Annotated in this window: 26 protein-coding genes and 2 riboswitches; of the genes, 14 read left to right on the forward strand and 12 right to left on the reverse strand. The window is 66.6% G+C overall.

The window, feature by feature from the left end:
- Positions 1-162 precede the first annotated feature (162 nt).
- The 6 genes from VARPA_RS11655 (at position 163) to VARPA_RS11680 (ending at position 5,084) form a co-directional block, all read left to right on the forward strand.
- A complete protein-coding gene (locus VARPA_RS11655; protein WP_013540760.1) occupies positions 163-1,464 on the forward strand; it encodes a UDP-N-acetylglucosamine 1-carboxyvinyltransferase in 1,302 nt (433 codons plus the stop codon).
- A gap of 141 nt (positions 1,465-1,605) precedes the next feature.
- Positions 1,606-1,815 (forward strand): DUF2945 domain-containing protein, encoded by a 210-nt coding sequence (locus tag VARPA_RS11660; protein WP_013540761.1) that lies wholly within the window; start codon positions 1,606-1,608, stop codon positions 1,813-1,815.
- 123 nt (positions 1,816-1,938) lie between these two features.
- On the forward strand, positions 1,939-2,994 hold the full coding sequence (locus tag VARPA_RS11665) for an NAD(P)H-dependent flavin oxidoreductase (RefSeq protein WP_013540762.1): 1,056 nt from the start codon (positions 1,939-1,941) through the stop codon (positions 2,992-2,994).
- Between the two features lie 12 nt (positions 2,995-3,006).
- Positions 3,007-3,684, forward strand: a complete 678-nt coding sequence (locus VARPA_RS11670) for an alpha/beta hydrolase (protein WP_013540763.1) — start codon at positions 3,007-3,009, stop codon at positions 3,682-3,684.
- A 130-nt stretch (positions 3,685-3,814) separates the two neighbouring features.
- A complete protein-coding gene (locus VARPA_RS11675; protein ID WP_013540764.1) occupies positions 3,815-4,729 on the forward strand; it encodes a DUF3014 domain-containing protein in 915 nt (304 codons plus the stop codon).
- Between the two features lie 106 nt (positions 4,730-4,835).
- Entirely contained in the window at positions 4,836-5,084 is a 249-nt protein-coding gene (locus VARPA_RS11680) for a hypothetical protein (protein WP_013540765.1), read from the forward strand.
- Between the two features lie 53 nt (positions 5,085-5,137).
- Here the strand turns inward: VARPA_RS11680 and gcvP are convergent, their stop codons facing one another.
- From gcvP to gcvT, 3 genes are all read right to left on the reverse strand, one after another.
- Positions 5,138-8,062: an aminomethyl-transferring glycine dehydrogenase gene (gene gcvP, locus VARPA_RS11685; RefSeq protein ID WP_013540766.1), complete on the reverse strand. Its 2,925-nt coding sequence runs from the start codon at positions 8,060-8,062 to the stop codon at positions 5,138-5,140.
- A gap of 48 nt (positions 8,063-8,110) precedes the next feature.
- A complete protein-coding gene (gene gcvH / locus VARPA_RS11690) occupies positions 8,111-8,482 on the reverse strand; it encodes a glycine cleavage system protein GcvH (RefSeq protein ID WP_013540767.1) in 372 nt (123 codons plus the stop codon).
- A gap of 64 nt (positions 8,483-8,546) precedes the next feature.
- Positions 8,547-9,725 (reverse strand): glycine cleavage system aminomethyltransferase GcvT, encoded by a 1,179-nt coding sequence (gcvT, locus tag VARPA_RS11695; RefSeq protein ID WP_013540768.1) that lies wholly within the window; start codon positions 9,723-9,725, stop codon positions 8,547-8,549.
- A 47-nt stretch (positions 9,726-9,772) separates the two neighbouring features.
- A riboswitch (glycine riboswitch) is annotated at positions 9,773-9,880 on the reverse strand.
- A 20-nt stretch (positions 9,881-9,900) separates the two neighbouring features.
- Positions 9,901-9,975, reverse strand: a riboswitch (glycine riboswitch).
- A gap of 181 nt (positions 9,976-10,156) precedes the next feature.
- Here gcvT and VARPA_RS11700 point away from each other — a divergent pair.
- Entirely contained in the window at positions 10,157-10,585 is a 429-nt protein-coding gene (locus tag VARPA_RS11700; protein ID WP_013540769.1) for an H-NS family nucleoid-associated regulatory protein, read from the forward strand.
- Positions 10,586-10,612: 27 nt separating this feature from the next.
- On the opposite strand, the gene VARPA_RS31025 is transcribed toward VARPA_RS11700, so the two are convergent.
- From VARPA_RS31025 to VARPA_RS11730, 7 genes are all read right to left on the reverse strand, one after another.
- Positions 10,613-10,852 carry a hypothetical protein gene (locus tag VARPA_RS31025; protein WP_144298966.1) on the reverse strand — a complete coding sequence of 80 codons (240 nt, stop codon included), beginning with the start codon at positions 10,850-10,852 and terminating at the stop codon, positions 10,613-10,615.
- Positions 10,849-11,400: a hypothetical protein gene (locus VARPA_RS11705; protein WP_013540770.1), complete on the reverse strand. Its 552-nt coding sequence runs from the start codon at positions 11,398-11,400 to the stop codon at positions 10,849-10,851. The genes VARPA_RS31025 and VARPA_RS11705 overlap by 4 nt, the downstream gene beginning before the upstream one ends.
- 118 nt (positions 11,401-11,518) lie before the next feature.
- Positions 11,519-12,037, reverse strand: a complete 519-nt coding sequence (locus tag VARPA_RS11710; protein WP_013540771.1) for a YybH family protein — start codon at positions 12,035-12,037, stop codon at positions 11,519-11,521.
- A gap of 77 nt (positions 12,038-12,114) precedes the next feature.
- Positions 12,115-13,407 carry a TRAP transporter large permease gene (locus VARPA_RS11715; RefSeq protein WP_013540772.1) on the reverse strand — a complete coding sequence of 431 codons (1,293 nt, stop codon included), beginning with the start codon at positions 13,405-13,407 and terminating at the stop codon, positions 12,115-12,117.
- 11 nt (positions 13,408-13,418) lie between these two features.
- Positions 13,419-13,931 (reverse strand): TRAP transporter small permease, encoded by a 513-nt coding sequence (locus tag VARPA_RS11720; protein ID WP_013540773.1) that lies wholly within the window; start codon positions 13,929-13,931, stop codon positions 13,419-13,421.
- A gap of 248 nt (positions 13,932-14,179) precedes the next feature.
- On the reverse strand, positions 14,180-15,154 hold the full coding sequence (locus tag VARPA_RS11725; protein ID WP_013540774.1) for a TRAP transporter substrate-binding protein: 975 nt from the start codon (positions 15,152-15,154) through the stop codon (positions 14,180-14,182).
- A gap of 171 nt (positions 15,155-15,325) precedes the next feature.
- The gene (locus VARPA_RS11730; protein ID WP_013540775.1) at positions 15,326-17,023 is read right to left on the reverse strand and encodes an electron transfer flavoprotein-ubiquinone oxidoreductase; all 1,698 of its coding nucleotides are present in this window, start codon (positions 17,021-17,023) and stop codon (positions 15,326-15,328) included.
- Positions 17,024-17,129: 106 nt separating this feature from the next.
- Here VARPA_RS11730 and VARPA_RS11735 point away from each other — a divergent pair, with 106 nt between their 5' ends.
- From VARPA_RS11735 to VARPA_RS11750, 4 genes are all read left to right on the forward strand, one after another.
- Positions 17,130-17,912, forward strand: a complete 783-nt coding sequence (locus tag VARPA_RS11735) for an SDR family oxidoreductase (protein ID WP_013540776.1) — start codon at positions 17,130-17,132, stop codon at positions 17,910-17,912.
- Between the two features lie 77 nt (positions 17,913-17,989).
- Positions 17,990-18,814, forward strand: a complete 825-nt coding sequence (locus tag VARPA_RS11740) for a DMT family transporter (RefSeq protein ID WP_144299109.1) — start codon at positions 17,990-17,992, stop codon at positions 18,812-18,814.
- The gene (locus tag VARPA_RS11745) at positions 18,811-19,233 is read left to right on the forward strand and encodes an acyl-CoA thioesterase (RefSeq protein WP_013540778.1); all 423 of its coding nucleotides are present in this window, start codon (positions 18,811-18,813) and stop codon (positions 19,231-19,233) included. The genes VARPA_RS11740 and VARPA_RS11745 overlap by 4 nt, the downstream gene beginning before the upstream one ends.
- 7 nt (positions 19,234-19,240) lie before the next feature.
- Positions 19,241-19,933 (forward strand): M949_RS01915 family surface polysaccharide biosynthesis protein, encoded by a 693-nt coding sequence (locus VARPA_RS11750; RefSeq protein WP_013540779.1) that lies wholly within the window; start codon positions 19,241-19,243, stop codon positions 19,931-19,933.
- Here VARPA_RS11750 and VARPA_RS11755 read toward each other — a convergent pair.
- A complete protein-coding gene (locus tag VARPA_RS11755; RefSeq protein ID WP_013540780.1) occupies positions 19,930-21,285 on the reverse strand; it encodes a sensor histidine kinase in 1,356 nt (451 codons plus the stop codon). The genes VARPA_RS11750 and VARPA_RS11755 overlap by 4 nt on opposite strands.
- The gene (locus tag VARPA_RS11760; RefSeq protein ID WP_013540781.1) at positions 21,282-21,956 is read right to left on the reverse strand and encodes a response regulator transcription factor; all 675 of its coding nucleotides are present in this window, start codon (positions 21,954-21,956) and stop codon (positions 21,282-21,284) included. Before VARPA_RS11760 ends, VARPA_RS11755 begins: the two co-directional genes overlap by 4 nt.
- Positions 21,957-22,098: 142 nt before the next feature.
- Between VARPA_RS11760 and VARPA_RS11765 the strand changes: the two genes are divergently transcribed.
- The 3 genes from VARPA_RS11765 to VARPA_RS11775 are packed head-to-tail and all read left to right on the forward strand — an operon-like array spanning position 22,099 to position 25,172.
- Positions 22,099-22,803, forward strand: a complete 705-nt coding sequence (locus VARPA_RS11765) for a phosphatase PAP2 family protein (protein ID WP_041942865.1) — start codon at positions 22,099-22,101, stop codon at positions 22,801-22,803.
- Positions 22,790-23,374, forward strand: coding sequence for a phosphatase PAP2 family protein (locus tag VARPA_RS11770; RefSeq protein ID WP_013540783.1), 585 nt, complete (start codon positions 22,790-22,792; stop codon positions 23,372-23,374). Before VARPA_RS11765 ends, VARPA_RS11770 begins: the two co-directional genes overlap by 14 nt.
- Before the next feature lie 46 nt (positions 23,375-23,420).
- Entirely contained in the window at positions 23,421-25,172 is a 1,752-nt protein-coding gene (locus tag VARPA_RS11775; protein WP_013540784.1) for a phosphoethanolamine transferase, read from the forward strand.
- Positions 25,173-25,256: the final 84 nt, after the last annotated feature.

A 25,256-nucleotide genomic window follows, 5' to 3' on the forward strand; every position in this document is an offset into this window, starting at 1 on the left:
CATATGTATGGACAATCAGGCGCCTGGCACCGTCGGCCCAGGCAAGTTCGTACTTCCCCTTCCGTGGGCGCCATCCGCCGACGGTAAAGTCCCGGCACCCGGTCGCGGACGTTCCGCGATCTTTCCCTCGATTCCCTCCCGCTTCCCGTTCCCCGCACCTCCATGTCCAACCTCATCGTGCACGGCGGCACGCCGCTTCGCGGCCGCATCACCCCCTCCGCCAACAAGAACGCCGTGCTGCCGGTGCTCTGCGCCACCTTGCTCACTAACGAGCCGCTGCGGCTGCTCGGCGTGCCCGACATCACCGACGTGCGCAAGATCCTGGACATCTTCCGCACCCTCGGCAGCGACGTGCAGATGGACCACGCGAGCGGCACGCTCGAACTGCACCACCGCGAAACCGCGTTCGATGCGGCGCTGCATCGCCTGCCCGAAGAGATGCGCTCGTCGATCATGCTGGTGCCGCCTCTCCTCGCGCGCTTCGGCGTGGCGCGGCTGGAAGACAACGTCAAGGGCTGCACGCTGGGCGTGCGCGAGATCGATCCGCATGTGGAGGTCTTCCAGCGCTTCGGCGGCCAGGTGGAGCGCACCGAAGGCTCGCTGCTCGTGCACAGCGACGGCCGTCTGACGCCGACCGACCACTGGCTCGACTACGCCTCGGTCACGACCACCGAGAACTTCGTGCTGTGCGCCGCCGCCGCGGACGGCACCTCGACGCTCACCAATGCCGCCTCGGAACCGCACGTGCAGGAGTTCTGCCGCTTCATGGCGATGATCGGCGTGCGCATCGAGGGCATCGGCACCTCGCGCGTGACGGTGCACGGCGGCGGCGCGCTCACCGGCGGCGAGTTCCGCTTCGACGAAGACTTCCACGAGATCACGACCTTTCTCGCGCTCGGCGCCATCACCGACGGCGACGTGATCGTGCGCAACAGCGCGCCGTCGAACTTTCCGCTGCTGGACCGCACCTTCGCGAAGTTCGGCGTGCGCATCGAGCATGCGGACGGCTGGTCGCGCGCCATTCGCACCGGGCCGCTGAAGGTGCAGACGCCGTTCACGAGCAACGTGCTCACCAAGGTCGAGGCGGCGCCGTGGCCTTACTTTCCGGTGGACCTGTTGCCCATCTTCATCGCGCTGGGCGTGCGCGCGCAGGGCAATGCGATGTTCTGGAACAAGGTGTACGACGGCGCGCTGGGCTGGACCGGCGAGCTCTCGAAATTCGGCGCGCACGTGTTCTCGTCGGACCCGCACCGGCTCATCACCTTTGGCGGCAATCCGCTGACGCCGGCGGTGGTCGAGAGCCCCTACATCATCCGCGTGGCGATCGCGCTCTTCATGGTGGCAGCGAGCATCGAAGGGCGCTCGGAGATCCGCAACGCGACGCCGATCCGCCGCGCGCATCCGCGCTTCGTGGAGAACCTGCGCAGCCTGGGTGTGCAGGTGGAGTGGACGAGCGAGGAGTAACCGGGCGAGGCGGGCGCAAGGCGGCACCGTCCTACGCCTTTCGTTGGTCATCTCGACGTTTCCGGCGTCGGTGCCTGTCCAGACTGTGCAGCGGCAAGCCGCCAACACAGATCACAGATGCAGCACAACGAGGGCACACCCATGAAGACCGAACCCAAGCCCGGCGACAAGGTCGCCTGGACCACCTCGCAAGGAAAGACGACGGGCGTGGTGACCCGCAAGGTGACGGGCACCGCGAGCGTCAAGGGCCACACCGCGAAGGCGACGAAGGCCCATCCCGAGTTCGAGGTCAAGAGCAGCAAGTCGGGCAAGAAGGCGATCCACAAGGCCGAGGCGCTCCAGCGCAAGTGACCGGCACGAGGTCCGATGAGCCAGCGCACGGCGGCCCCGACCGTGCCGCGATGACCCCGCGGCCGGAGCGCTCCGCGGCTTGGCGAGACAATCGCCGGCATTCGACACAGAAGGAGCATTCGAATGACGACGCTGCAGAAGATCCTGGGCACCGAACTCCCCCTCATCCAGGCGCCGATGGCCGGCATCCAGGTCAGCGCGATGGCCATCGCGGTGAGCAACGCGGGCGGGCTCGGCTCGCTGCCCTGCGCCATGCTGAGTCCCGAGGTGATGCGCAGCGAACTCGCGGCGATCCGTGCCGGCACCGACAAGCCCTACAACGTCAACTTCTTCTGCCACACGCCGCCCGTGCCGAGCACCGAGCGCGAGGCCACCTGGCGCGCCGCGCTCGCGCCGTACTACGCGGAATACGGCATCGATGCGACGAGCATCCCGACCGGCCCGGGGCGCAACCCTTTCAGCGCCGACGTGGCCGATCTGCTGGCCGAGTTCAAGCCGCCGGTGGTGAGTTTTCATTTCGGGCTGCCGCCCGCCGAACTTCTGGCGCGGGTGCATGGATGGGGCGCGAAGGTGCTGGCCTCGGCCACGACGGTCGAAGAGGCGCTGTGGCTCGAAGCGCATGGCGCCGATGCGGTCATCGCGCAGGGGCTCGAGGCTGGCGGGCACCGCGGGCACTTTCTCTCGCATGACCTGACGAAGCAGCTTGGCACCTTCGCGCTGCTGCCGCAGCTGGTGCGCGCGCTGAAGGTGCCGGTGATCGCGGCCGGCGGCATCGCCGATGCGAACGGCGTGGCCGCGGCCATGGCGCTGGGCGCGGCAGGCGTGCAGATCGGCACCGCCTACATGCTGACGCCCGAGGCCACGACGAGCGCGATCCACCGCGCGGCGCTCAAAAGCGAAGCGGCGCGCCACACCGCGCTCACCAATCTCTTCACCGGCCGGCCGGCGCGTGGCATCGTCAATCGCGTGATGCGCGAGCTGGGGCCCATCGGCGCAGCCGCACCCGAATTTCCGCTCGCCACATCGGGCATCGCGCCGCTGCGCGCCAAGGCCGAGGCGCAGGGCAGCGGCGACTTTTCTCCGCTGTGGTCGGGGCAGAACGCCACCGGCTGCCGCGAGGTGCCGGCGGCCGAAGTGACGCGCGCGCTGGCCCAAGGCTTTCTTCAAGCATCCCGCTGATTCGTTCCATTCATGACCCAACTCCACCTGCCCCTCAAGTTTCTCGAACACAGCGCACAGGCCAACGTGCGCGAGCCCTGGCTGCTTGTGCTGATGCACGGCGTCGGCAGCAACGAGCAGGACCTGTTCGGCCTCGCGCGGCTGATGCCGCCGCAGTTTCATGTGCTGAGCCTGCGCGCGCCGTATGTGCTGTCGCCCGATGCCTATGCGTGGTTCGAGTTCGAGGTGCTGCCGAACGGCGAGCGCCGCATCGATGAAGAGCAGGAGCGCGAGAGCCGCTTCCTGGTCGGCGAGATGATCGATTCCGCCGCGCAGCAATTGGGCGTGCCGCCCGAGCGCATCGTGGTGGGCGGCTTCAGCCAGGGCGGGATCATGGCGCTGTCGTTGCTGCTCACGCAGCCCGCGAAGCTGCGCGCCGCGATGGTGTGGCACAGCCGGCTGCTCGCGCAGGTGGCGCCGCACATCGCGCCCGCCGAGGCCTTCGAGGGCAAGGCGCTGTGGGTGAGCCACGGCAGCGCCGACAACGTGATTCCGCCGGCCGCCGCGGCGGCCACGCGCGAGCTGGCGCGCACGCTGCCGCTGGCGTTGTCGGGCTCGGACTTTCCGGGCGCGCACGAGATCCGGCCGGCCGAGCTGCAGGGCTCGATCGCGTGGCTGCAATCGCTGAGCGCGCCGGCCAGCGCAGCCTGACCTGGGTTGTCACCGCGAGGGCGGTTGCGTCACAAGGCGTTACGAGCTTGTGGCATGACGCGGTGCCGATTGATGCAACATCGACCGGTCTCCTGCATCACACAGCCTTCAGCAAAAGGAAAGTGCCGCCATGACCGACAACGACTCCCCCGGCTCCAGGGACGACGCCCCCGACTTCAGGCCCCGCCGCGAAACGCCGATCGGCATGATCGTCGCCATCGGCCTCGTGGTGCTGGTGGCCGCGTTCTTCGGCTGGCGCTGGTACCAGCAACAGCAGAAGCCGCCCGAGCCCGCGCCGGTGGCCACTGCGCCGAACGACGGCCCCGCGCCGGCCCCTGCGGCCACCGAGCCCACCGGCCCGCAGAACCCCATCGAAGCGCTCGCACCGCCCGATGCCGCCTTGCCGGCGCTCGCCGAATCCGATTCGCGTGTGATGAAGGCGCTGGCCGAACTCCTCGGTGGCAAGCACGCTTCCGAATACCTGCGCTCCGACGGCATCGTGCGGCGCTTCGTCGCCACGGTCGACAACCTCGCGCGCGAGCAGGCGCCCGCCAGCGCGTGGCCGGTGCAGCCCACGGGGCAGCGCTTCATCACCGATGGCCCGCAGGGCGGCACGCAGACCATCGCGGCGAACAACGCGGCGCGCTACAACGGCATCGTGCTGCTCGCCGAAACGGTCGATCCGGCCAAGGCGGCGACGGTGTACGCCAAGCTCTATCCACTGTTCCAGAAGGCGTACGAAGAGCTCGGCTTTCCGGGGCGCTACTTCAACGACCGGCTCATCGCGGTGATCGACCACCTCTTGCAGGCACCCGAGCCCAGCGGCCCCGTGCAGGTGCGGCTGGTCGAGGTGAAGGGCGACGTGCCCTCCACGCGCCCGTGGGTGCGCTACGAGTACGTCGATCCGAAGCTGGAGGCCATGTCCTCCGGCCAGAAGATCATGGTGCGCATGGGGCCGGAGAACGAACGCAAGGTGAAGACCAGCCTGCGCGGGTTCCGCCAGCAGATCGCAACGGGCGAGCTGGCGAAGAAGAAGCAGCCCTGAGGCGGGGCTCGAACCGAGGCCGCGCGCCATGTAGGCGCAGGCCGATTGCGGTCGGCCGGGATGCCGCAGATGATGGCCCGACCTTCAAAAATTTCGAGGACACCGTATGAGCCTGCTGAGCGTCGACCTCTACCAGAGTGCCACCGATCCCGAGAAATTCCTGGCGTTGCCCACGGGCATCAACCCCGCCGAGCTGATGGGGCCGATGACCTTCGACCGCGACTATGCGCAGGTCAAGCGCTACCAGGAGGCCTTCGAATTCGATCCTTCCGGAACCTATGCCGGGGTCAACGCGGCCAAGATCGCCGCCGACATCCTCACGGTGAAGTGGGCGATGTACCGCCGCGAAGGCTGAGACCAAGTCTGATGAGGCGCTGAGACGGACAGGGCGCCGCGGCGCCCGCGCGTTCAGCCTCGCGCCGCTTCGGTTTCCTCGTACTCGCCCACCGGCACGCAACTGCAGAACAGGTTGCGGTCGCCATACACGTTGTCCACGCGGCCGATCGGCGGCCAGTACTTTGCGAGCTTGAGTTCGGCCAGCGGGAACGCGCCGAGTTCGCGCGAGTACGGGTGCGCCCATTCGGTGCCCAGCAGGCTGGCCGCGGTGTGCGGTGCGTGCTTGAGCGGGTTGTCTTCCTTGGGCCACACGCCTTCTTCGATGCGGCGGATCTCGCCGCGGATCGCGATCATCGCGTCGATGAAGCGGTCGAGCTCGGCCAGCGGCTCGCTCTCGGTGGGCTCCACCATCAGCGTGCCGGGCACGGGGAAGCTCAGCGTGGGGGCGTGGAAGCCGTAGTCGATGAGGCGCTTGGCGACGTCTTCGGCGGTGACGCCGCTCGTGTCCTTGAGCGGGCGCAGGTCCAGGATGCACTCGTGCGCGACGTGGCCCTTTCCTTCCGGTGTTTGGCTCGCGTACAGCGTGGGGTAGTGGTCCTTCAGGCGCGCGCTGATGTAGTTGGCGCTCAGGATGGCCGTTTCGGTCGCGGCCTGCAGGCCCTTGGCGCCCATCATCCGGCAGTACATCCAGCTGATCGGCAGCACGGCCGCGTTGCCCAGAGGCGCTGCGGAAACAGCACCCACGCCATTCGATGCGACACCGGCCGTCGCATGGCCCGGCAGGTACGGCACGAGGTCTTCGACCACGCACACCGGGCCGACGCCCGGGCCGCCGCCGCCGTGCGGAATGCAGAAGGTCTTGTGCAGGTTCAGGTGGCTCACATCGCCTCCGAACTCGCCCGGCGCGGCCACGCCGACCAATGCGTTCATGTTGGCGCCATCGACGTACACGCGGCCGCCGTGCTCGTGCACCAACTCGCAGAGCTCCTTCACGCGCGTCTCGAACACGCCGTGCGTGCTGGGGTAGGTGATCATCACCGCGGCCAGCTTGTCGCTGTGCTTCTCACAGGCGCGCTTCAGGTCGTCCATGTCGACGTTGCCCTGCGCATCGCAGGCCGTCACCACCACCTGCAGGCCCACCATCTGCGCGCTCGCGGGGTTGGTGCCGTGCGCCGACGAGGGAATGAGGCAGATGTTGCGATGGCCCTGGCCCTTGGCTTCATGGAAGGACTTGATGGCCAGGAGGCCCGCGTACTCGCCCTGCGATCCCGCATTGGGCTGCAGGCTGATGCCCGCGTAGCCGGTCGCTTCGCAGAGCCACGCGCGCAGTTGCGCATCGAGCTGCGCATAGCCCAGCTGCTGCTCGGCGGGCGCGAAGGGGTGGATGTTCGCGAACTCGGGCCAGGTGATCGGGATCATCTCGCTGGTCGCGTTGAGCTTCATCGTGCAACTGCCGAGCGGGATCATGCTGCGGTCGAGCGCGAGATCCTTGTCCGAGAGGCTGCGGATGTAGCGCAGCATCGCGGTCTCGCTCTTGTGCGTGTTGAACACCGGGTGGGTGAGAAAGGCGCTGCTGCGGCGCAGGTCTTCGGGCAGGCGCGGCGCGGTGTTGGCGAGGTCGTCGAAGCGCGGCATCGCGGTGCCGGCAGGCACGAACAGGGCCCAGAGCGTTTCGATGTCGGCGCGCGTCGTGGTTTCGTCGAGCGAAATGCCCAGGTGCTGCTGCAGCCGCTGGCGCAGGTTGACGCCCGCGGCGGTGGCGCGCTCGATGATCTTCGGCGTGTCGTCGCCGGTGCGGATCGTGAGCGAATCGAAGGCGAATTCATTGACCGGCGCGCGGCCCATCTGCGTGAGGCCTTGCGCCAGGATGGCGGTGAGCGCCGCCACGCGCTGCGCGATGCGGGCTAGGCCATCGGGCCCGTGGTACACGGCGTACATGCTGGCCACGACGGCCGGCAGCACCTGCGCGGTACAGATGTTGGAGGTGGCCTTCTCGCGGCGGATGTGCTGCTCGCGCGTCTGCAGCGCGAGGCGGTAGGCGGGCTGGCCGTGCGAGTCGACGCTCACGCCGACCAGGCGGCCCGGCAGCGACCGCTTGAACGAATCGCGGCAGGCCAGGTATGCGGCGTGCGGACCGCCGTTGCACAGCGGCATGCCGAAGCGCTGCGTGGTGCCGCAGACGATGTCGGCATCCCATTCGCCCGGAGGCGCGAGCAGCGTCAGCGCCAGCAGGTCGGCGGCCACGCAGAACGCGGCGTCGCATTGGTGGGCGTGGCCCGCGAGCGGACGCAGGTCGTGCACGTGGCCGGTGGTGGCGGGGTACTGCGCGAGCACGCCGAAGAATTCGCAGCTCGCCATCAGGTGCGGCAGCGTCTCGGAGACGGTGCTCACCTTGACCTCGATGCCCAGCGGCGCGGCGCGCGTCTTGATGACTTCGATGGTCTGCGGATGGCAGTCGCCAGAGACCAGGAACACGTTGCTCTTGCTCTTCACGCTGCGCTTGGCCAGCGTCATCGCCTCGGCTGCGGCCGTGGCTTCGTCGAGCATCGACGCGTTGGCGATGGCCATGCCCGTGAGGTCGCACACCATCGTCTGGAAGTTGAGCAGGGCCTCCATGCGGCCCTGCGAAATCTCGGCCTGGTAGGGCGTGTAGGCGGTGTACCAGGCGGGGTTCTCCAGCACGTTGCGCAAGATAACGCCCGGCGTGTGCGTGCCGTAGTAGCCCTGGCCGATGAAGCTCTTGAACACCTTGTTCTTCGACGCCATCGCCTTCAGCTCGGCCAGCGCCTCGGCCTCGGTCACCGGGGCCGGAAGGCGCATCGGCTTCGCGCGGCGGATGGCCGCGGGCACGATGCCGTCGATGAGTTCCGCCCGCGTTTCCGAGCCGATCACCGGCAGCATGCGCGCCTCGTCCGCCGCATCGATGCCGATGTGGCGGGCGAGAAATTCTTCGGCGTTCTCTAGTTCTTGCAAAGAGGGAAGGGCGGGAATCGGCATGGCGGTGAAGGCTCGAGGAGAAGAAGGAAAGGCGGGGAACGCGGGGGATCAGGATTCGGCGGCGAACTTGTCGTAGGTGGCAGCGTCGAGCAGGGCGTCGAGCTGCGCGGGCTCGCTCAGCTTGACCTTGAAGAACCAGCCGCTGGCCAGCGGGTCGCTGTTGGCTAGCGAGGGGTCGGCGCGCAGCGCTTCGTTCACTTCGGTGATCTCGCCCGACACGGGCATGAACACGTCGGCCGCGGCCTTCACCGATTCGACGACGCCGGCGACTTCGCCCTGCGCGAAGGTCTTGCCGACTTCGGGCAGGTCGACGAACACGACATCGCCCAGCGCGTCCTGCGCATGCACGGTGATGCCGACGGTGGCGGCGCCGCCTTCGGCCGAGACCCACTCATGGTCCTTGGTGTACTTGATGCTCATGGGAAAACTCCTCGTGGAAAAAATCGAATAAGGGGATGCAGAGCCTAGCCGCGGTCAGCCGCGATCAGCCTCGGTAGTAGCGGGTCGGCACAAAGGGCATGGTCGAGACTTCCATCGGCACCGGCTTGCCGCGCACGATGGCCTGCACGCGCGTGCCGGGCTCGGAGAACGCCGTGGCCACGTAGCCCATCGCGATGCAGCGGTCGGCACTCGGGCCGAGCAGGCCGCTGGTGACGATGCCGATGTCCTGGCCTTCGAAGGATTGCAGCATCGTGCCGTCGCGCACCGGAATGCGCTCCAGCGCGACGAGGCCGACGCGCTTGCGCTTCAAGGTGTCGTGGTCGGTGTGGCCTGCGGCGCCGACGGTCGCGGCTGTGAGCTGGGCGAGGATCTTTCCCGCGCCCGGGAACCCGCCTTCGCGCGCACCGCCGGCACGGCGCACCTTCTGCATCGCCCAGTTGAGCGAGGCCTCGACGGGCGTGGTGGTGGTGTCGATGTCGTTGCCATAGAGGCAGAGGCCCGCCTCGAGCCGCAGCGAATTGCGCGCGCCCAAGCCGATGGGCTTGACCTCGGGCTGGGCCAGCAGCAAGCGGGCGAGGGCGTCGGCGTCCTTGCCGGCCACGGAAATCTCGAAACCGTCTTCGCCCGTGTAGCCGCTGCGCGTGACGAAGGCGGGGATGCCGCCGATCTGCACCGCGCCGCCCGTCATGAACACGAAGCGCTCGATGCCGGGCGACAGCCGTGCCAGCGTGGCCGCGGCCTGCGGGCCCTGCAGCGCGAGCAGTGCATGGTCGGGCAGGGGCTGCACCTCGCAGCGCGCGCCGATCTTCTGCTGGATGTGCGCGATGTCCGCCACCTTGCAGGCGCCGTTCACGATCACGAAGATCGAGCAGTGGCCTTCGTTGAAGAACATCAGGTCGTCGAGGATACCGCCCTCATCGTTCAACAGCAGACCGTAGCGCTGTTTGCCGGCGGGCAGGTCGATCACATCGACGGGCATCAGGGTTTCGAAGGCGGCTGCGGCGTCGGGGCCGACAAGGCGCAGCTGGCCCATATGGGAAATGTCGAAGAGGCCGGCCGCATCGCGCGTGTGCTTGTGCTCGGCCATGAGGCCGGCCGGGTACTGGACCGGCATCGAATAGCCCGCGAAGGGCACCATGCGGGCGCCGAGTTCCACGTGCAGGTCGTACAGCGGCGTCTTGAGAAGTTGGGTATGGGTATCGGGAGCGGAAGAAGCGGCCACGGGGCACTCCAAAGGGGCAGTCGAAATCCATGGCTGCAACGCCACGGGCCACCCCTGCTGTCCGCTTTACCTGAGAGATTCGCCCCACGATCGGGGTTTGCTCCTTCGGTGGGCCGGTGCACATGGTGCGATGGCCTCTCTCCAGCAAGGAAACGCCGGTGTGAACCGGCGCCTTGTCAGTCCTTTTGCCTGAGCGTTCGGGGATCCCCTGCGCCTTCGGCGGCCCCGTCGTGCGGGGCTCTCTCCTGACCCCGCCGAGTGTAGTGGACGAATCGCACGACTTCGAAACTCAACGGCGTCGGCGCGGGATTCCGGGCCTCGGCGTGGAGCAGCAGAACCGCACCAAGGCTTGGATAAATCCGTCTGGTTGGCCTCTTCTTTTGGCACTAGCATATTGGGCACACCAACACACCCCCAAAGGAACGCAAAGAATGACAGATGCCAGGAATATGAGCTTCGCGGATATCCAGAAGCGCATCCAGGAAATGGACAATGAACGGGCCCAACTGGAGCTGGCATTGCAGGCCAAGCGTGGAGAAGAATTAAAGGTGCTGGCCGATGCCTATGCGAAGAAGCTCGAGGCAGCCGGCTTCAGCATCCCGGAGGGCAAGGCCGCGCTGGACCCTTATGACAAATCGGGCGCAAAACGCACGCGTTCACCCAATGGCAGCCAGGCATCGGAAGCCAAGGCCTATGTGAAGGGCACCGTGTACAAGGATCCCAATTCCAGCGCGACCTGGACGGGGGGAACAAAGGGCCGCCAACCGCCGTGGCTCATTGCTGCACTCGAAGGCGCGCCGGACAAGGTCAAGGCTTACGAAAAGCTCGCCATAGGCGGCGACCACGTCAATAACGGTTGATGCGATTCCGGGCCAAGTTTTGCAGCCTCACACCGGCGATTGCCGAAGATTGCCGGAGTCGTCGGGGCAGTTCAGCATTTTTTCATAATGATCTGAATGAAATGCAAAAGCGGTGGACATTGCCGCGTCGAATTCAATACGCCGAACCGAATTGAAATTTGCGCCCTGGATATGCGGAATCAAATGAGCAAGGCCAATGTCTCGAACAATGACCGATGCCGCGAGATATTCAACGACGGCCTGAAATGGGCCATGGTGGACTTTCAATGCACCAGTTCCGCGGGCGGCAGCAGCCGCTCGATGCGCTCCCGCAGCGATTCGGCCCGCTCGGCGCCGGCCGTCTTCTCGATTTCGCTGAGCATCAGCGCGGCGATGGTCAGCATCGCCTCGCGGTCGCGGGCTTCGCGCAGGGCGTCGCGCATCTGCAGGGCGAACTTGGGGTCGCGCCGCACGAACATGCGCTCGCAGATGTCGAACAAAAACATCCGCGTGGTGGCCAGCGAGCGTTTGCCGTCGAAGGTGTCGGCCGAGGTGGCGATGCGGATCGGGTCGGCCGCGGGCACCGGCATCGGGGTTGGTACAGCCGCAGCAGCCGCAGCAGCAGCGGCCATCGCCTGCGCATCCTGCAGATAGCCCCTGCTCATCAGCGCCTGAATCGCCTGCTCCGCCTCGGTGCGGTTCGCGAACAGCGGGCTGAAGTCGGTCAGCGAGCGCCGGCCGTCGGCCATCAGCAGCAGGGCGCGTTCACGCTGGCTGAGCGTGCGCTGCCCGCCCTGGAGTTCGTCGCGTGCCTTGTCGGTCTTGGTGGGAAACATGGCTGCCACAGCTTTCGAAGATCGAAGGCTGCAGCATCGTTGCGAGCGGTGACATCTTCATGAACCTGTTCGGCTTACAGGGAGATTACCGCCGCCGCCCCATCGGACGCTCAAGTCTTCAGGCGCCGGTGCTTTCCTTGCGGATCAGCCACTTGTCGCCCACGCGCTGCAGCTCCAGCGTCTTGCGGTCGGTGCTCTTGAGCTTGTCGGCGGTGTAGACCTGCTTGAAGCGCGCGCTGGCGGTCTGGCCGTTGACGCTGATGACGAGGTCGTCGACCGTCACGCTGATCTTCGACTTGTTCGAGATGCGGGTGCGCCGCTCGGCTTCCCACTGCTTCTTGTCCTGCTTCCTGGCCGGTGTGAAGTCGGGGGCGTAGGCCGCGAGGTAGCGGTCCACGTCGCGTGCGGACCAGGCGTCGGCCCAGGCGCGCACGGCGGTTTCGATTTCGGCGATGCCCGCGCTGGGCGCTTGCGCGGGAGCGGCTGCTGGCGCAGCCGGCGCCGGCGTTGCCGCTGCAGCGGCCGCCGATGCGGCAGGTGCTGGTGGCTTTGCCGCAGGGGTCGTGGCGGGCGTGGCAGCCAGTGCGGCCGTGGACAGCAGCCCTGCGGCGAGCAGGCAGGTGGCGAGTCGGTTCATGGAGCGGTTCCCTCGGTTGTCGGTTGTTGGCGTGGCGCCGATTCTGGCAGCGAACCGCTGCAGAGGCAGCGGCGCCGCTACTTGAACCCGAGCGCCCGCGGCAGCCAGGTGCTGAGCGCCGGCACGAAGGTCAGGATCATCAGCACCGCGCCGTGCGCCCACAGGAACGGCACCAGCTCCTTCACCAGCGCCGACATCGGCACCTTCGACACGTTGCAGGTCACGAACAGCAGCCCGCCGACCGGCGGCGTGATCATCCCGAGCGTGAGGTTGAAGATCACGATCATCGCGAAGTGCACTGGGTCCACGCCCAGCTTGATCGCGACGGGCGCGAGGATCGGCGCCAGCACCATCACGCCCGGCAGCGGCTCGATGAAGATGCCGAACAGCAGCAGGAACACGTTGACGATGATGAGGAACATCCACGGCGAGAGGTTCATGCTGATGAGCCATTCGGCCATCTGCTGCGGAATGCCCTCGATGGTCAGCACCCATGCGAACGAGGCCGAGAGGCCGATGATGATCAGCACCGAGGCCGAGAGCAGGGCGGAGCGCGAGAGGATGTCGGGCAGCATCTTCCACTCGAGCGTGCGGTAGATGAACTTGCCGCACACCAGCGCATAGAACACCGCCACCACCGAGGCTTCGGTCGGCGTGAACCAGCCGGCACGCATGCCGCCGAGGATCACCACGGGCAAGAGGATCGCGGGAATCGCCTTCCAGGTCGTGATGAGAATTTCGCGCAGCGGCGGCGTTTGCCCGTCGCCCTTGTAGTTGCGCTTCTTCGACACGTAGAAGTTCACCACGCACATCGCCACCGCGATCAGGATGCCGGGCAGGATGCCGGCCGCGAAGAGGGTGCCGACCGAGACCGTCTCGTCCTGCAGCGCATAGATGATCATGATGATCGAGGGCGGAATGATCGGCCCGACGATCGCGGTCGAGGCCGTGAGCGCCGCCGCGTACGAACGGTCGTAGCCGGCCTTGTCCATCATCTTGATGAGCATCGATCCCGGCCCCGCCGCATCGGCCAGCGCCGAGCCCGAGATGCCCGAGAAGAAGGTGAGCGACACCACGTTGGTATAGCCCAGGCCCCCGCGCCGGTGGCCGACGAACTGGCCCGCGAAGCGCAGCAGCACCTCGGTGAGCGAGCCGCCGCTCATGAGCTCGGCCGCGAGGATGAAGAAGGGCACGGCCATCAGCGGAAAGCTGTCGATGCCGGTGAAGGTTTCCTTCAGCAGCACCATCAGCGGATAGTTCTCCGCGAGGATCAGTGTGGTGACGGTCGAGAGCCCGAGCGCAAAGGCCACGGGCACGCCGATGGCCAGGAAAATGCAGGCCGAGACGATGAGAACGATGCTGGCATCCATGGTCGTTCTCCTTACAGCGACGCCGAGGCGTTGGCGTCGAAGTGGGCGTCCGACGCGAACTCGCGCCGCAGCACATAGCCCCGCACCACCAGCAGCCAGTGCACGATCAGAAGCGCGCCGCCGAACAGCATCGCGCTGTAGATGTAGGCGAACGGAATCTGCGTGACGGCGGTGAGCTGGAACATCGTGCGCTGCATGTAGAGCCAGCCGTACCAGACCATGAAGCCGAAGAAGGCGAACAGCAGCGCGGCGACGAAGGCGCGCACCGCGATGGCGCCCGCGCGCGGCAACGCGTCCTGAAGGTTCTCGACCGCGATGTGGCCGCCGTAGCGCAGCACCGGCCCGGCGCCGAGGAATGTGAGCCAGATCATCATGTGGCGCGACACCTCTTCGGCCCACTCGAGCGAATTGCTGGTGGTGTAGCGCATGACGACGTTGGTGAAGATGATGACCGACATGGCGGCCAGCAGAAGGATCAGCGCCCAGCGGTTGGCGGTGAGGAAGTAGCGCTCGAAGGCTTGCACGTTGTTGTTCTCGGGTCTGGCGGAAAGCAAAGAAAAAACCGTTCGGGCCGGGACAAAAAACCGTTTGGCCGGGACAAAAAACCGTTTGGGTCGGGACAAAAAAACCGTTCGGGCTGAGCTTGTCGAAGCCTTGCGCGGCGCTTCGACAGGCTCAGCGTGAACGGTGGAAGATTCAGCGTGAACGGTGGGGGATTCGGCGTGAACGGTTGGGGATTCAGCGTGAACGGTTGGGGTCTGGCGCGCGAGGCTTACTGGACGTCCGTGATCTTCTTGATGTTGTCCGCGCCGAACTCCTTGGCGTAGCCCGCATAGGCCGGCTTCAGGGCCTCGCGGAAGGCGGCACCGTCCACGACCTTGGTGACCTTCATGCCGTCTTTCTCGAGCTGGGCAATGCCGTTGTTCTCGTCGTCGTTGACCTTCTTGCGCTGGGCAATCGCAGCCTTCTTGGCCGCATCGACGAAGACCTTCTTGTCCGCATCCGACAGCTTGTTCCACACCTTCGGCGAGAGCAGCAGCAGTGCGGGCGAGTACACGTGTCCCGTGAGCGACAGGTGCTTTTGCACCTGCGAGAACTTGGACGCGAGGATCACCGGAATCGGGTTCTCCTGGCCATCGACCGTGCCCTGCTGCAGCGCGCCGAAGAGTTCGGGGAAGGCCATCGGCGTCGGCAGGATGCCGAAGGTGCGGTAGCCGTCCATGTGAACCTTGTTCTCCATGGTGCGCATCTTCAGGCCCGCGGCATCGGTGGGCTTGACGATGTCGCGCTTGCTGTTCGTCATGTGGCGAAAGCCGTTCTCCGTCCATGCCAGCGCGATGATGCCCTTGCTCGGGAACTTGGTGAGGATGTCCTGGCCGATGGGGCCGTCCATCACCTTGCGCGCGTGGTCGTAGTCGCGAAAGAGGAAGGGGATGTCGACGATCTTGACCTCGGGCACGAAGTTGCCCACGGGGCCGGTCGAGGTGTTCACCAGGTCCTGCGTGCCCAGCTGGATCGCCTCGATCTGCTCGCGCTCGCCGCCCAGGGCCGAGTTGGCGAAGTGCTGGCATTTGAAGCGGCCTTGCGTGCCCTTCTCGACCTCGTCGCAGAACACCGTGGACCCGACGCCGTAGTGCGATTCCTTGGACGTCGCATAGCCGATCTTCAGCACCGTCGGTTGTTGTGCGAGGGCGGATGTGCAGAGGGCGAGCGAAAGGCAGGCGGCGGCGATGTGGCCGAGTTTCATGGTGTCTCCGGGGGGAATGTGGTCAGGGTCAGGAATGCGTCAGGCGCATTCGACTATGCCGCAAGCGGGGGCTTGCGCATGTCGGGAGTTTCACGGACGCACACCCGCCAGAAACAGAAAAGCCCTCCGAAGAGGGCTCTCTGAAAAGCACCCAAAGAGGGGCCAGGCGTCTTACATGCCCACGTAGTTCGGCCCGCCGCCGCCTTCAGGCGTGACCCACACGATGTTCTGCGTCGGGTCCTTGATGTCGCAGGTCTTGCAGTGCACGCAGTTCTGCGCGTTGATCTGCAGACGCTGCTTGCCGTCTTCGGTGCCCACGAACTCGTAGACGCCTGCCGGGCAGTAGCGGCTCTCGGGGCCGGCGAACTTCTCGAGGTTGATGTTGACGGGCACCGTCGCATCCTTGAGCGTCAGGTGGGCCGGTTGCTGCTCTTCGTGGTTCGTGTTGCTGATGAACACGCTGGAGAGCCGGTCGAAGGTGAGCTTGCCGTCCGGCTTCGGATAGACGATGGGCTTGCACTCGGCCGCGGGCTTCAGGTACAGGTGGTCGGGCTTGGTGCGGCGCAGGGTCCAGGGGATGTTGCCCTTGAGCAGCCATTGCTCGATGCCGTTCATGAGGGTGGCAACGCCCAGGCCCTTCTTGAACCAGGCCTTGAAGTTGCGCGCCTTCTTCAGCTCCGTGTACAGCCAGCTCTTCTCGAACGCGGCCGGGTAGGCCGTGAGCTCGTCGTGCTGGCGGCCGGCCTGCACCGCGTCGAAGGCGGCTTCGGCGCAGAGCATGCCGGTCTTGATGGCGGCGTGGCTGCCCTTGATGCGGCTCACGTTCAGGTAGCCGGCTTCGCAGCCGACCAGCGCACCGCCCGGGAACACCGTCTTGGGCAGCGACTGCAGGCCGCCGGCGGTGATGGCGCGCGCGCCGTAGCCGATGCGCTTGGCCGGCTTGATGCCCTTGGCCTCGTCGCCTTCGAGGTACCAGCGGATGTTGGGGTGCAGCTTCCAGCGCTGCATTTCCTCGAAGGGGCTGAGGTACGGGTTGCTGTAGTCGAGACCCGTGATGAAGCCCATCGTGACCTTGTTGTCCTCCATGTGATAGAGGAACGCGCCGCCGTAGGTGTCGCTCTTCATCGGCCAGCCGGCCGTGTGCAGCACGAAGCCGGGCTGATGGCGCTTGGGGTCGATTTCCCACACTTCCTTCACGCCCAGGCCGTAGGTCTGCGGGTCCTTGCCTTCGTCGAGCTTGAACCTGCTGATGAGCTGGCGGCCCAGGTGGCCGCGCGCGCCTTCGGCGAACACCGTGTACTTGCCCAGGAGCTCCATGCCGAGCTGGAAGTTCTCGGTCGGCTCGCCATCCTTGCCGACACCCATGTTGCCGGTGGCGACGCCGCGCACCGAGCCGTTTTCGTTGTAGAGCACCTCGGCGGCCGGGAAGCCCGGGAAGATTTCGACGCCGAGGTTCTCGGCCTGCTGCGCCAGCCACTTGGTGAAGGCGCCCAGGCTGATGATGTAGTTGCCGTGGTTCTGGAAGCACGCCGGCAGGAACGCATTGGGGGTGCGCAGGCCCGATTTCTCGCCGAGGAACACCATCGCGTCGTCGGTCACGGGCTGGTTCAGCGGTGCGCCCAGTTGCTTCCAGTCGGGCAGCAGTTCGTTGAGCGCACGCGGGTCCATGATCGCGCCCGAGAGGATGTGCGCGCCGGGCTCGGAGCCCTTCTCGAGCACCACGACCGAGATCTCCTTTTCGTGCTGGGCAGCCAGCTGCTTCAGGCGGATCGCGGTCGAGAGGCCCGCCGGGCCGCCACCGACCACGACCACGTCGTATTCCATGGCTTCGCGAGGGCCGAACTGGGCAAGGATTTCGTCGTGGGTCATGTGGGTCTGGTCGATAATGTTTTGAGGCTCGGACGCTACGAGGGCGCGAAACATTTTAGGGGGAGCGCAACCCGTCACCTCCGCGACTCACCAGGACCTGTTTTCCATGGCTTACAGCATCGATCTCTCGGGCCGCGTGGCCTTCGTCACCGGCGCCTCCAGCGGCCTCGGTGCCCAGTTCGCAAAAACGCTGGCGCGCGCCGGTGCCGCGGTGGTCCTGGCCAGCCGCCGGGTCGAAAAACTCAAGGAACTGCGCGCCCGCATCGAAGGCGAGGGCGGCGACGCCCACGTGGTCGAACTCGACGTCACCGACCACGGCAGCATCAAGGCCGCCGTCGCGCGCGCCGAGACCGAGGTCGGCCCGATCGACATCCTGGTCAACAACTCCGGCGTGAACGTCCGCCAGCGCCTGCAGGACGTGACGCCCGACGACTACGACTTCATCTTCGACACCAACCTGAAGGGCGCCTTCTTCGTCGCGCAGGAAGTCGGCAAGCGCATGCTGGCGCGCGCCGACGGCTCGGCGCCCGGCACCTACATCGGCGGCCGCATCATCAACATCGCCTCGGTGTCCGCGCTCAAGTCGGTGGCCAACATCGGCGCCTACGGCATGAGCAAGGCCGCGGTGGTGCAGATGACCAAGGCCATGGCGCTCGAGTGGGGCCGGTTCGGCATCAACGTGAACGCGCTGTGCCCGGGCTACATCGCGACCGAACTCAACGAAGCGCTCTGGGCCACCGAGGCCGGCGCCAAGCTGGTCGGCATCCTGCCGCGCAAGCGCGTGGGCAAGGCCGAAGACCTCGACGGCCTGATCGTGCTGCTGGCCAGTGGGCAGAGCCATTTCGTGAACGGCGCCATCATCGCGGCCGACGACGGGTTCGCGGTCTGACTCCGAGGGCTTGGATCGGGATTGCTGCCGGGCTGGGCGCTGGCGCGCTCTGGGGCCTGGTGTTCGTGGTGCCGCGGATGGTGGGGCACTTCGGCATGGTCGATATCACGGCCGCGCGCTTCGCGGTGTTTGGTGCTGTGTCGGCGTTGGCAGTGTTCGCGCGACCGGCGGCCGTACGCTGGCCCAACGGGCGACAGGCGCTCGCGGCGCTCGGGCTCAGCGTGCTGGGCTTCAGCGGCTACTACTTGCTGCTGGCCTTCGGCATCGTGGCGGCCGGCACCGAGGTGCCCAGCCTCGTCATCGGCACGATTCCCGTCTGGATGATGCTGCTCGGCCGGCCCGCGGGACTGCGTATGCGTGCGCTGCTGCCAGGCCTCGTGCTCACGGGTGCGGGCATCGCGCTGATGATCTGGGGTGCTTGGTCGACGCAGCATCGCGAGGGTGGGGTGCGCTTCGGGTGGGGTATTGCGCTGGCCCTCGGCGCGATGGTGAGCTGGACGATCTACGGCCTCCTCAACGCGAAATGGCTGCAGCGCCACACCGAACTCAACGCGACCGACTGGGCCAACTGGCTCGGCATCTCGACAGGCCTCGGTGCCTTGCTGCTGTGGCTGGTGGCGGGAAGCGACATGGCCACGCTGAAGGCGCAGCCCGACGGCATGCTCTTCGTCTGGATCGCATTGGCGGGCGGCTTCGGCTCGTCGTGGCTCGCGACCATCCTCTGGAACATCGCCAGCCAGCGCCTCTCGGCGAGCCTGTGCGGCCAACTGATCGTGAGCGAGACGCTGTTCGCCTTGCTCTATTCCTTCGTCTGGGACGGCCGCTGGCCGCAGGCCACCGAGTGGGTGGCGGCGCTGCTGTTCGTGCTGGGCATCCTCGCATCCATCAAGGCGCACCGATGAGAATCGAAATCCCCGAAAAGAAGAAGCTCGTGTATGAAATGTCCATCCCCATCCGCTGGGGCGACATGGACGCCATGGGCCACCTGAACAACGGCACCTACTTCCGCTATCTAGAAACCGCGCGCATCGACTGGATGCGCTCCATCGGCTTCGAACCCGAGCCCGGCGGCGAGGGCATGGTGATCGTCAACGCCTTCTGCAATTTCTACCGGCAGATCGAATACCCGGGCAACGTGCTGCTGAAGATGTACGTGAGCGACCCGGGCCGCACCACCTTCGAGAGCTGGGGCACGATGGCGCGCGAAGAAGCGCCCGACGTGATCTGCGCGGCGGGCGGGGCGACGACGATCTGGGTGGATTTTCCGAAGCAGAAGGCGTTGGCGTTGCCGGAGTGGCTGCGCGCGCTGGTGAGCGAGTAGGCGCACCATGAAACGCAAGGTACTGGCGCTTGCCGCGTGCGCGCTGCTCGCTACCGCAAGCCATGCCCAGACACAGGCCGAAAAGAACGCTTGTCCGGCCGATGCGCCGTTCCTGAACGCCGATGCGGTGAAGAAAGCCGGCGTCGAACTGCCGGTTTTCAAGCGCTATTGCTACACCGACAAATCAGGCAGCTACGCGTTGTTGCTCGCCGAGAAGCAGGATTTGCCTTTCACCAAGGAGACGCTGTCTTCCACCATCCAGGCCACGCTCTTCAAGGTGGGAAGCGATGGCGCATTGACGCGGCAATGGTCGATCCGCGACTTCGCGGGCAAGGACGATGCCGGCATCAACTTCAGGTCGAAGCTCTCCGAGTTCACCGATATCGATGCGGACGGGCTGATCGATCCCATCCTGGTCTATCGCTTCTTCGCGCCGGGCGACAAGGACAACTTCGCCAGCGACGACTTCTCGGGTGCCATCAAGATCATTGCATTTCACCAAGGCCGCAAGGTGGTGATCCACGCCATCACAGGCAACCTGGACGGCGATCGGAGCACGAGGGCCAACGCCGAGTTCTTCGCCTTGCCGAAGTCCGTGCGTGAGCACCTGGTCAAGAAGATGGCGCGCATGTACGAGGCTGGACAGTTCGGCTTCGACAACTCCGACGACTTCATGCCAAAGAAGGCGAAAGCGCGCTAGGCCGGCCGCAACACAATCCGCGCCTCGAACCCTTGCGCAGCCCCCACCGGCGGCGATGCCAACTCCAGCTTCGCGTTGTGCTTTTCGACGATCGTGCCCACGATCGACAGCCCCAACCCGTAGCCCGCGCGGTCCGAGCCGTGCCGCACGTGGCGTTGCTGCAGCGTCTTCAACTGCGTTGCATTCACGCCCGCACCGAAGTCCCTCACCACCAGCGTGCACGGTGCTGCCACTTCGATCACCACGCGCCCGTCACCGCCGTAGCGCAGTGCGTTCTCGACCAGGTTGCGCAGCGCGATCGCGAGTGCATCGACATCGCCGAACGCCACCGGCGCCGCGCTGTCGGGCACCTTGAGCTTCAGGCGTTCGTTGTTCAGCGGGTCTTGCCAGAACTCCTGCGCCACGGTGCCCGCGAGCTGGACCAGGTCGACCCGCGCGCGCGTGAGCGACGCACCCGACTCCGCGCGCGAGAGCTGCAGCAGCTTCTCGGTGCGATGGCTCAACATCTGCAGCGCTTCGAGCGCGCCCTGCACGTCTTCGCGCTTGAGGTCGTGGTCGAGCGCGGTCTGCAGACGCAGGCGCGCCGCAGCCAGCGGCGTGCGCAGCTCGTGAGCCGCGTTGGCGGCGAGCGCGCGTTCCACGTCGAGCGACTGCGACAGCCGCTCCAGCAAGCTGTTGACGTGGTCGCCCACCGAACGCAGCTCCTGCGGCAACCCCGGCAGCGTGATCGGCCGGAGGTCGGTGCCGCTGCGCTTTTCGATCTCGCCCGCGAGCTGCTGCAGCACGCGCAGCTCGGTGCGCGCCACGTTGCGCAGCACCAGCGCGAGCAGCGGCAGCACCGCGCCGAGCGGAATGATCAGGCCGAACAGCGTGCGGTTGAGCGCGTGGCGGCGCTCGTCGAGCGGGTCCGCCACCTGGAAGTAGAGGCCGAGCGTCGGATGCCGCACGGTATAGATGCGCCAGGTCGGGTTGTTGGCGAAGCCGGGGGCGAGCGGCACATCGAAGGTGTCGATGGGCGTCTCGGCCGAACGCAGCAGCACGTGCTCGTGGATGTCGACCACCTGGTACATCACCGCGTCTTCGGCGAACAGCTGCTTGGGCGCGACCAGCGGCGTGGCCGGCATTGCTTCGCCCCTGTGCTGCAGCTTGTCGAGTTCCTGCACGGCCATGTCGAACATGCGGTGCGACACCTCGACCAGTTCGTTGTCGAAGTTGTGGTTGATCTCGCGGTCCACATACCAGACCACGGCCAGCACGCACAAGAGCCACACGCCGCCGACCCACAGGATGAGGGTGCGCGTGAGGCGCCCCGCCAGCGAGTCGCGACCGCTCATAGGCAGCGCGGCGCTCATTCCTCGTCGTCCGCCGAGAACGACAGCCGGTAGCCGAGGCCCCGCAGCGTCTGGATATGGCTCTTGCCGAGCTTGCGGCGCAGGCGGCTGATGAAGACTTCGAGCGTGTTGCTGTCGGCCTCGTCGCCGAAGCCGTAGAGTGCGTCGGCGAGGTTCTCGCGCGTGTGGATGCGCTCGGGGCGCGTGGCCATCACGCGCAGCAGGGCCCATTCCTTTTGCGTGAGCACGACGGGGGTGCCGTCCTTGCGCACGCGGTCGTGGGCCAGGTCGATCTCCAGCGTGCCGAAGTGCAGAACGGGCGATGTGTTGGCGCTGCGCCGCCGCTCGACCGCGCGCAGCCGCGCCAGCAGTTCGGCGGGGTCGTAAGGCTTGATGAGGTAGTCGTCGGCGCCCGCGTCGAGCCCGCGGATGCGGTCGGTGACCTGGTCGCGGGCCGTGAGCACGATGACGATGGGGGGCTCGCGCAGCGCGCGCACCTGCGGCAGCAGCGAGAGGCCGTCGCCGTCGCCCAGGTGCAGGTCGAGCAGCACCGCGGCGTACTGCACCGAGAGCAGGGCGCCGCGTGCCTCGGCGAGGCTGGGCGCCACGTCGACGACGAAAGCCTTGGCCAGCAGATAGCTGCACACGGCGTCTGCCAAGGAAGTGTCATCTTCGACGAGCAATATGCGCACGCGGTGTGTCTCTGAAAAACACGAAGTCTATCGCCGCAGGGCGGTCGGGGGGCCGCGTCAGCATTCGTTCAGGTCGCTTCAGACTGGGTTCATTTCGCGAACGTAGGCTCGCGCCAGTTTTTGTCGAGGCCTGGTTTTTTCAATGACACGTACCGCGAATCTCCGTCTCGGAGCCCTGACCTTGCTCGCACTGGCCTTGCTGATGATCTGGGATGCTTCCCATGGCGACTTGGTCCTGGCGCGCATGGCCGGTACGCCCATGGGCTTTCCGTGGCGCGAGAACCCCTTCCTGGTCCATGTGATGCACGAGGGCGCCAGAAACCTGAGCTGGCTGCTGGTGATCGGCCTGTTCGTGGCCATCCGCTGGCCTCTGGGCATCCTGCGGAAGCTTCCCACGCGCGACCGGGTGCAGTTGGCGGTGACCGTGCTGGCCTCGGTGCTGGCCGTCAGTGCCATCAAGCATTTCAGCGACACCAGCTGCCCCTGGGACCTGAACGAGTTCGGCGGCGTCGCGCACTACGTGTCGCACTGGTCGTGGGGCGTGGGCGACGGCGGTCCCGGCGGGTGCTTCCCGGCCGGGCACGCGTCGGCCGCGTTCGCCTACGTCGGCGGTTATTTCGTGCTGCGCCGGGCGTCCGCCCGCGCGGCGTTCATCTGGCTGGGCGTGGCGGTGGTGGCCGGCCTGGTGCTGGGCTTCGCGCAGCAGTTGCGCGGCGCCCACTACATGAGCCACACGCTCTGGACCGCCTGGGTCTGCTGGGTGGTCGGATTCGCCATCGACGTGGCGGTGACCCGCCGGAACCAGGCTCCGCTCGAACCAGCGGCCTCCCTTCATGCAAGCTCTTGATTTCGCCCTGTTCGGCTGGCTCAACGCGGACGCTTCGGCGCCGCTGTGGCTCATCGAATTCGCCCGTTTCGCCTCCGAAGTGCTGCCGGCCCTGCTGGCCGTGACGATCATCGCGAGCGCGATGTTCGACAAGCGCTGGCGCTACGCGCTTTTCACCGCGCTGGTGAGCGTGATCGCGACGTGGGTCATCGTGAACGTGTTCCGCTCGGCGCTGCCGTTCCCGAGACCCGCGTTCTTCGGCTTGGGCATCCAGTGGGAGCCGCAGGGCATGCGGCCGGGCTTTCCGAGCCTGCATGCGGCCGGCACCTTCGCCGCCGCCTTCTCGCTGTGGTGCCTGCCGCAGCGCGCACCCATGCTGGCGGCGCTCGCGGTGGCGGCGGTGGTGGCCTGGAGCCGCCTCTACCTGGGGGTGCACTTTCCCTCGGACATTGCGGCGGCCGTGCTCCTTGCGGCGCTGGTGTCGATCATGGTCGAGCGCGGCGTGAGCCGCCCGCTGAGCCTGGCCCTTGCCAGAATGCCGGCCCGCCGCCGGCTTGCGCGTGCACGGCGGACAAGTCTGAACGCGGACTGAACGCCCGGTTCAGGCTCCTTTCAGGCAGCGTCCCTACAGTCGCTGCATGTCGTTTTCGCGTATCGAGCCTGCACCCGTGCACAGCGCACCTCTTTTCGAGGCTTCTGCGCAACAGCTTTCCTCGCCCGGTGCACTCTGGCAACGTGTCGACCAGTGGCTCACGCGCCCGCGATCGGCCGCGCTGGTCATGCTCTGGCTCGGCCTGTACCTGGTGCTGACCACCAACTGGCCGCTCTGGAACGAGCTGGCCCGCATCGGCGGGGCGCCGAGCACCTACCTGCCGACCGTCATTGCCATGAGCCTGCTCACGCTGTGCGGCACCGTGGCGATGCTTTCGCTCACCGCCTGGTCGCGATGGCTGAAGCCGCTGTGGTTCCTGGTGGTCGTGCTGGCCGCGGTGACGCAGCACTACATGCTGGAGTACCGCGTCGTCATGGACCCGACCATGATCGCCAATGCGCTGCAGACCGACCCCAACGAAGCGCGCGACCTGCTGAGCTGGCGCATGGCTTTCAACGTGCTGGTCGTCGCCTTGCCCGCGGGTTTGATGCTCTGGCGCATGCGCATCGCGCCGATGGGCTTTCTCTCGAAGCTCTGGCGCAACGCGGCCCTGCTGGTGCTGGCCGTGGTGGTGGCGCTCGCGACCGGCGTGGCGATGAACCGGCAGCTCGCGCCGCTGATGCGCAACAACATCCACCTGCGCTACATGATGAACCCGATCGCGAGCCTCTACTCGACGGGCGCCGTGTTCATCAAGCCGCTGTTCAAGCGCAGCGGCAAGCTCATTCCGATCACCGCCGGCACCACGCTCGGCGCGAGCTACGCAGCGCAGGTACGCCCGCCGATGTTCGTGGTCGTGGTGGGCGAAACGGCGCGTGCCGATCACTTCGCGCTGAACGGCTACGCACGCGACACCACGCCCGAGCTGGCCAAGCGCAACGTGCTGAGCTACCGCGACGTGCATTCGTGCGGCACCAACACGCTGGCTTCGGTGCCGTGCATGTTCTCGCCACTGGGCAAGCAGGGCTACGAATCGCGCAAGGACGACTACGAGAACCTGGTCGACGTGCTGCAGGCCTCGGGCCTGGCCGTGCTCTGGCTCGACAACCAGGCCGGCTGCAAGGACGTGTGCACGCGCATTCCGAATGCATCGGCTTTCGACGGACTCGATGCGGCCACCAAGAAGGCCCTGTGCGATGGCGACGAGTGCCTGGACGAGGTGATGCTCAAGAACCTGGACGCGCGCATCGCCGCGCTGCCGGCCGAGCGCCGCGCCAAGGGCGTGGTGCTGGTGATGCACCAGATGGGCAGCCACGGCCCGGCCTATTACAAGCGCTCGGCGCCCGACGTGAAACGCTTCACGCCCGAATGCAAGACCAATGCGCTGGCCGAGTGCGGGCACAACGAGCTGATGAACGTCTACGACAACTCCATCGTGCAGACCGACCGCTTCCTGGCCGACACCATCGACTGGCTCAAGGCGCAATCGAAGCAATACGACCCGGCGATGCTCTACGTGAGCGACCACGGCGAATCGCTCGGCGAGTACGGCCTCTTCTTGCACGGCGTGCCGTACAGCTTTGCGCCCGAGGCGCAGAAGCACGTGCCGATGGTCACCTGGTTCAGCGATGGCATGAGCGAGCGCCGCAAGCTCTCGCGCTCGTGCATGGAGGCCGGGCTCGATGCACCTCTCACGCACGACAACCTCTATCACACGGTGCTGGGCCTGCTGGACGTGAACACGCCCACCTACAAGCCCGCGCTGGACGCGCTCGCCTCCTGCCGCGCGAAGGCCTGATGCGGACTGCGATCGATCGAGAACCGTTCGGGCCGAGCTTGTCGAATCCAGGATGTGCAGTGGAAGGCCCTTCGACAAGCTCAG

Source organism: Variovorax paradoxus EPS, assembly GCF_000184745.1.
Classification (GTDB): Bacteria; Pseudomonadota; Gammaproteobacteria; order Burkholderiales; family Burkholderiaceae_C; genus Variovorax; species Variovorax paradoxus_C.

Bases quoted from the DNA above. Each gene is read 5' to 3' on its own strand.
- VARPA_RS11655 (WP_013540760.1), top strand. From the start codon at position 163: ATGTCCAACCTCATCGTGCACGGCGGCACGCCGCTTCGCGGCCGCATC.
- VARPA_RS11660 (WP_013540761.1), top strand. From the start codon at position 1,606: ATGAAGACCGAACCCAAGCCCGGCGACAAGGTCGCCTGGACCACCTCG.
- VARPA_RS11665 (WP_013540762.1), top strand. From the start codon at position 1,939: ATGACGACGCTGCAGAAGATCCTGGGCACCGAACTCCCCCTCATCCAG.
- VARPA_RS11670 (WP_013540763.1), top strand. From the start codon at position 3,007: ATGACCCAACTCCACCTGCCCCTCAAGTTTCTCGAACACAGCGCACAG.
- VARPA_RS11675 (WP_013540764.1), top strand. From the start codon at position 3,815: ATGACCGACAACGACTCCCCCGGCTCCAGGGACGACGCCCCCGACTTC.
- VARPA_RS11680 (WP_013540765.1), top strand. From the start codon at position 4,836: ATGAGCCTGCTGAGCGTCGACCTCTACCAGAGTGCCACCGATCCCGAG.
- gcvP (WP_013540766.1), bottom strand. From the start codon at position 8,062: ATGCCGATTCCCGCCCTTCCCTCTTTGCAAGAACTAGAGAACGCCGAA.
- gcvH (WP_013540767.1), bottom strand. From the start codon at position 8,482: ATGAGCATCAAGTACACCAAGGACCATGAGTGGGTCTCGGCCGAAGGC.
- VARPA_RS11700 (WP_013540769.1), top strand. From the start codon at position 10,157: ATGACAGATGCCAGGAATATGAGCTTCGCGGATATCCAGAAGCGCATC.
- VARPA_RS11705 (WP_013540770.1), bottom strand. From the start codon at position 11,400: ATGTTTCCCACCAAGACCGACAAGGCACGCGACGAACTCCAGGGCGGG.
- VARPA_RS11710 (WP_013540771.1), bottom strand. From the start codon at position 12,037: ATGAACCGACTCGCCACCTGCCTGCTCGCCGCAGGGCTGCTGTCCACG.
- VARPA_RS11715 (WP_013540772.1), bottom strand. From the start codon at position 13,407: ATGGATGCCAGCATCGTTCTCATCGTCTCGGCCTGCATTTTCCTGGCC.
- VARPA_RS11725 (WP_013540774.1), bottom strand. From the start codon at position 15,154: ATGAAACTCGGCCACATCGCCGCCGCCTGCCTTTCGCTCGCCCTCTGC.
- VARPA_RS11730 (WP_013540775.1), bottom strand. From the start codon at position 17,023: ATGACCCACGACGAAATCCTTGCCCAGTTCGGCCCTCGCGAAGCCATG.
- VARPA_RS11735 (WP_013540776.1), top strand. From the start codon at position 17,130: ATGGCTTACAGCATCGATCTCTCGGGCCGCGTGGCCTTCGTCACCGGC.
- VARPA_RS11740 (WP_144299109.1), top strand. From the start codon at position 17,990: ATGGTGGGGCACTTCGGCATGGTCGATATCACGGCCGCGCGCTTCGCG.
- VARPA_RS11745 (WP_013540778.1), top strand. From the start codon at position 18,811: ATGAGAATCGAAATCCCCGAAAAGAAGAAGCTCGTGTATGAAATGTCC.
- VARPA_RS11750 (WP_013540779.1), top strand. From the start codon at position 19,241: ATGAAACGCAAGGTACTGGCGCTTGCCGCGTGCGCGCTGCTCGCTACC.
- VARPA_RS11755 (WP_013540780.1), bottom strand. From the start codon at position 21,285: ATGAGCGCCGCGCTGCCTATGAGCGGTCGCGACTCGCTGGCGGGGCGC.
- VARPA_RS11765 (WP_041942865.1), top strand. From the start codon at position 22,099: ATGACACGTACCGCGAATCTCCGTCTCGGAGCCCTGACCTTGCTCGCA.
- VARPA_RS11770 (WP_013540783.1), top strand. From the start codon at position 22,790: ATGCAAGCTCTTGATTTCGCCCTGTTCGGCTGGCTCAACGCGGACGCT.
- VARPA_RS11775 (WP_013540784.1), top strand. From the start codon at position 23,421: ATGTCGTTTTCGCGTATCGAGCCTGCACCCGTGCACAGCGCACCTCTT.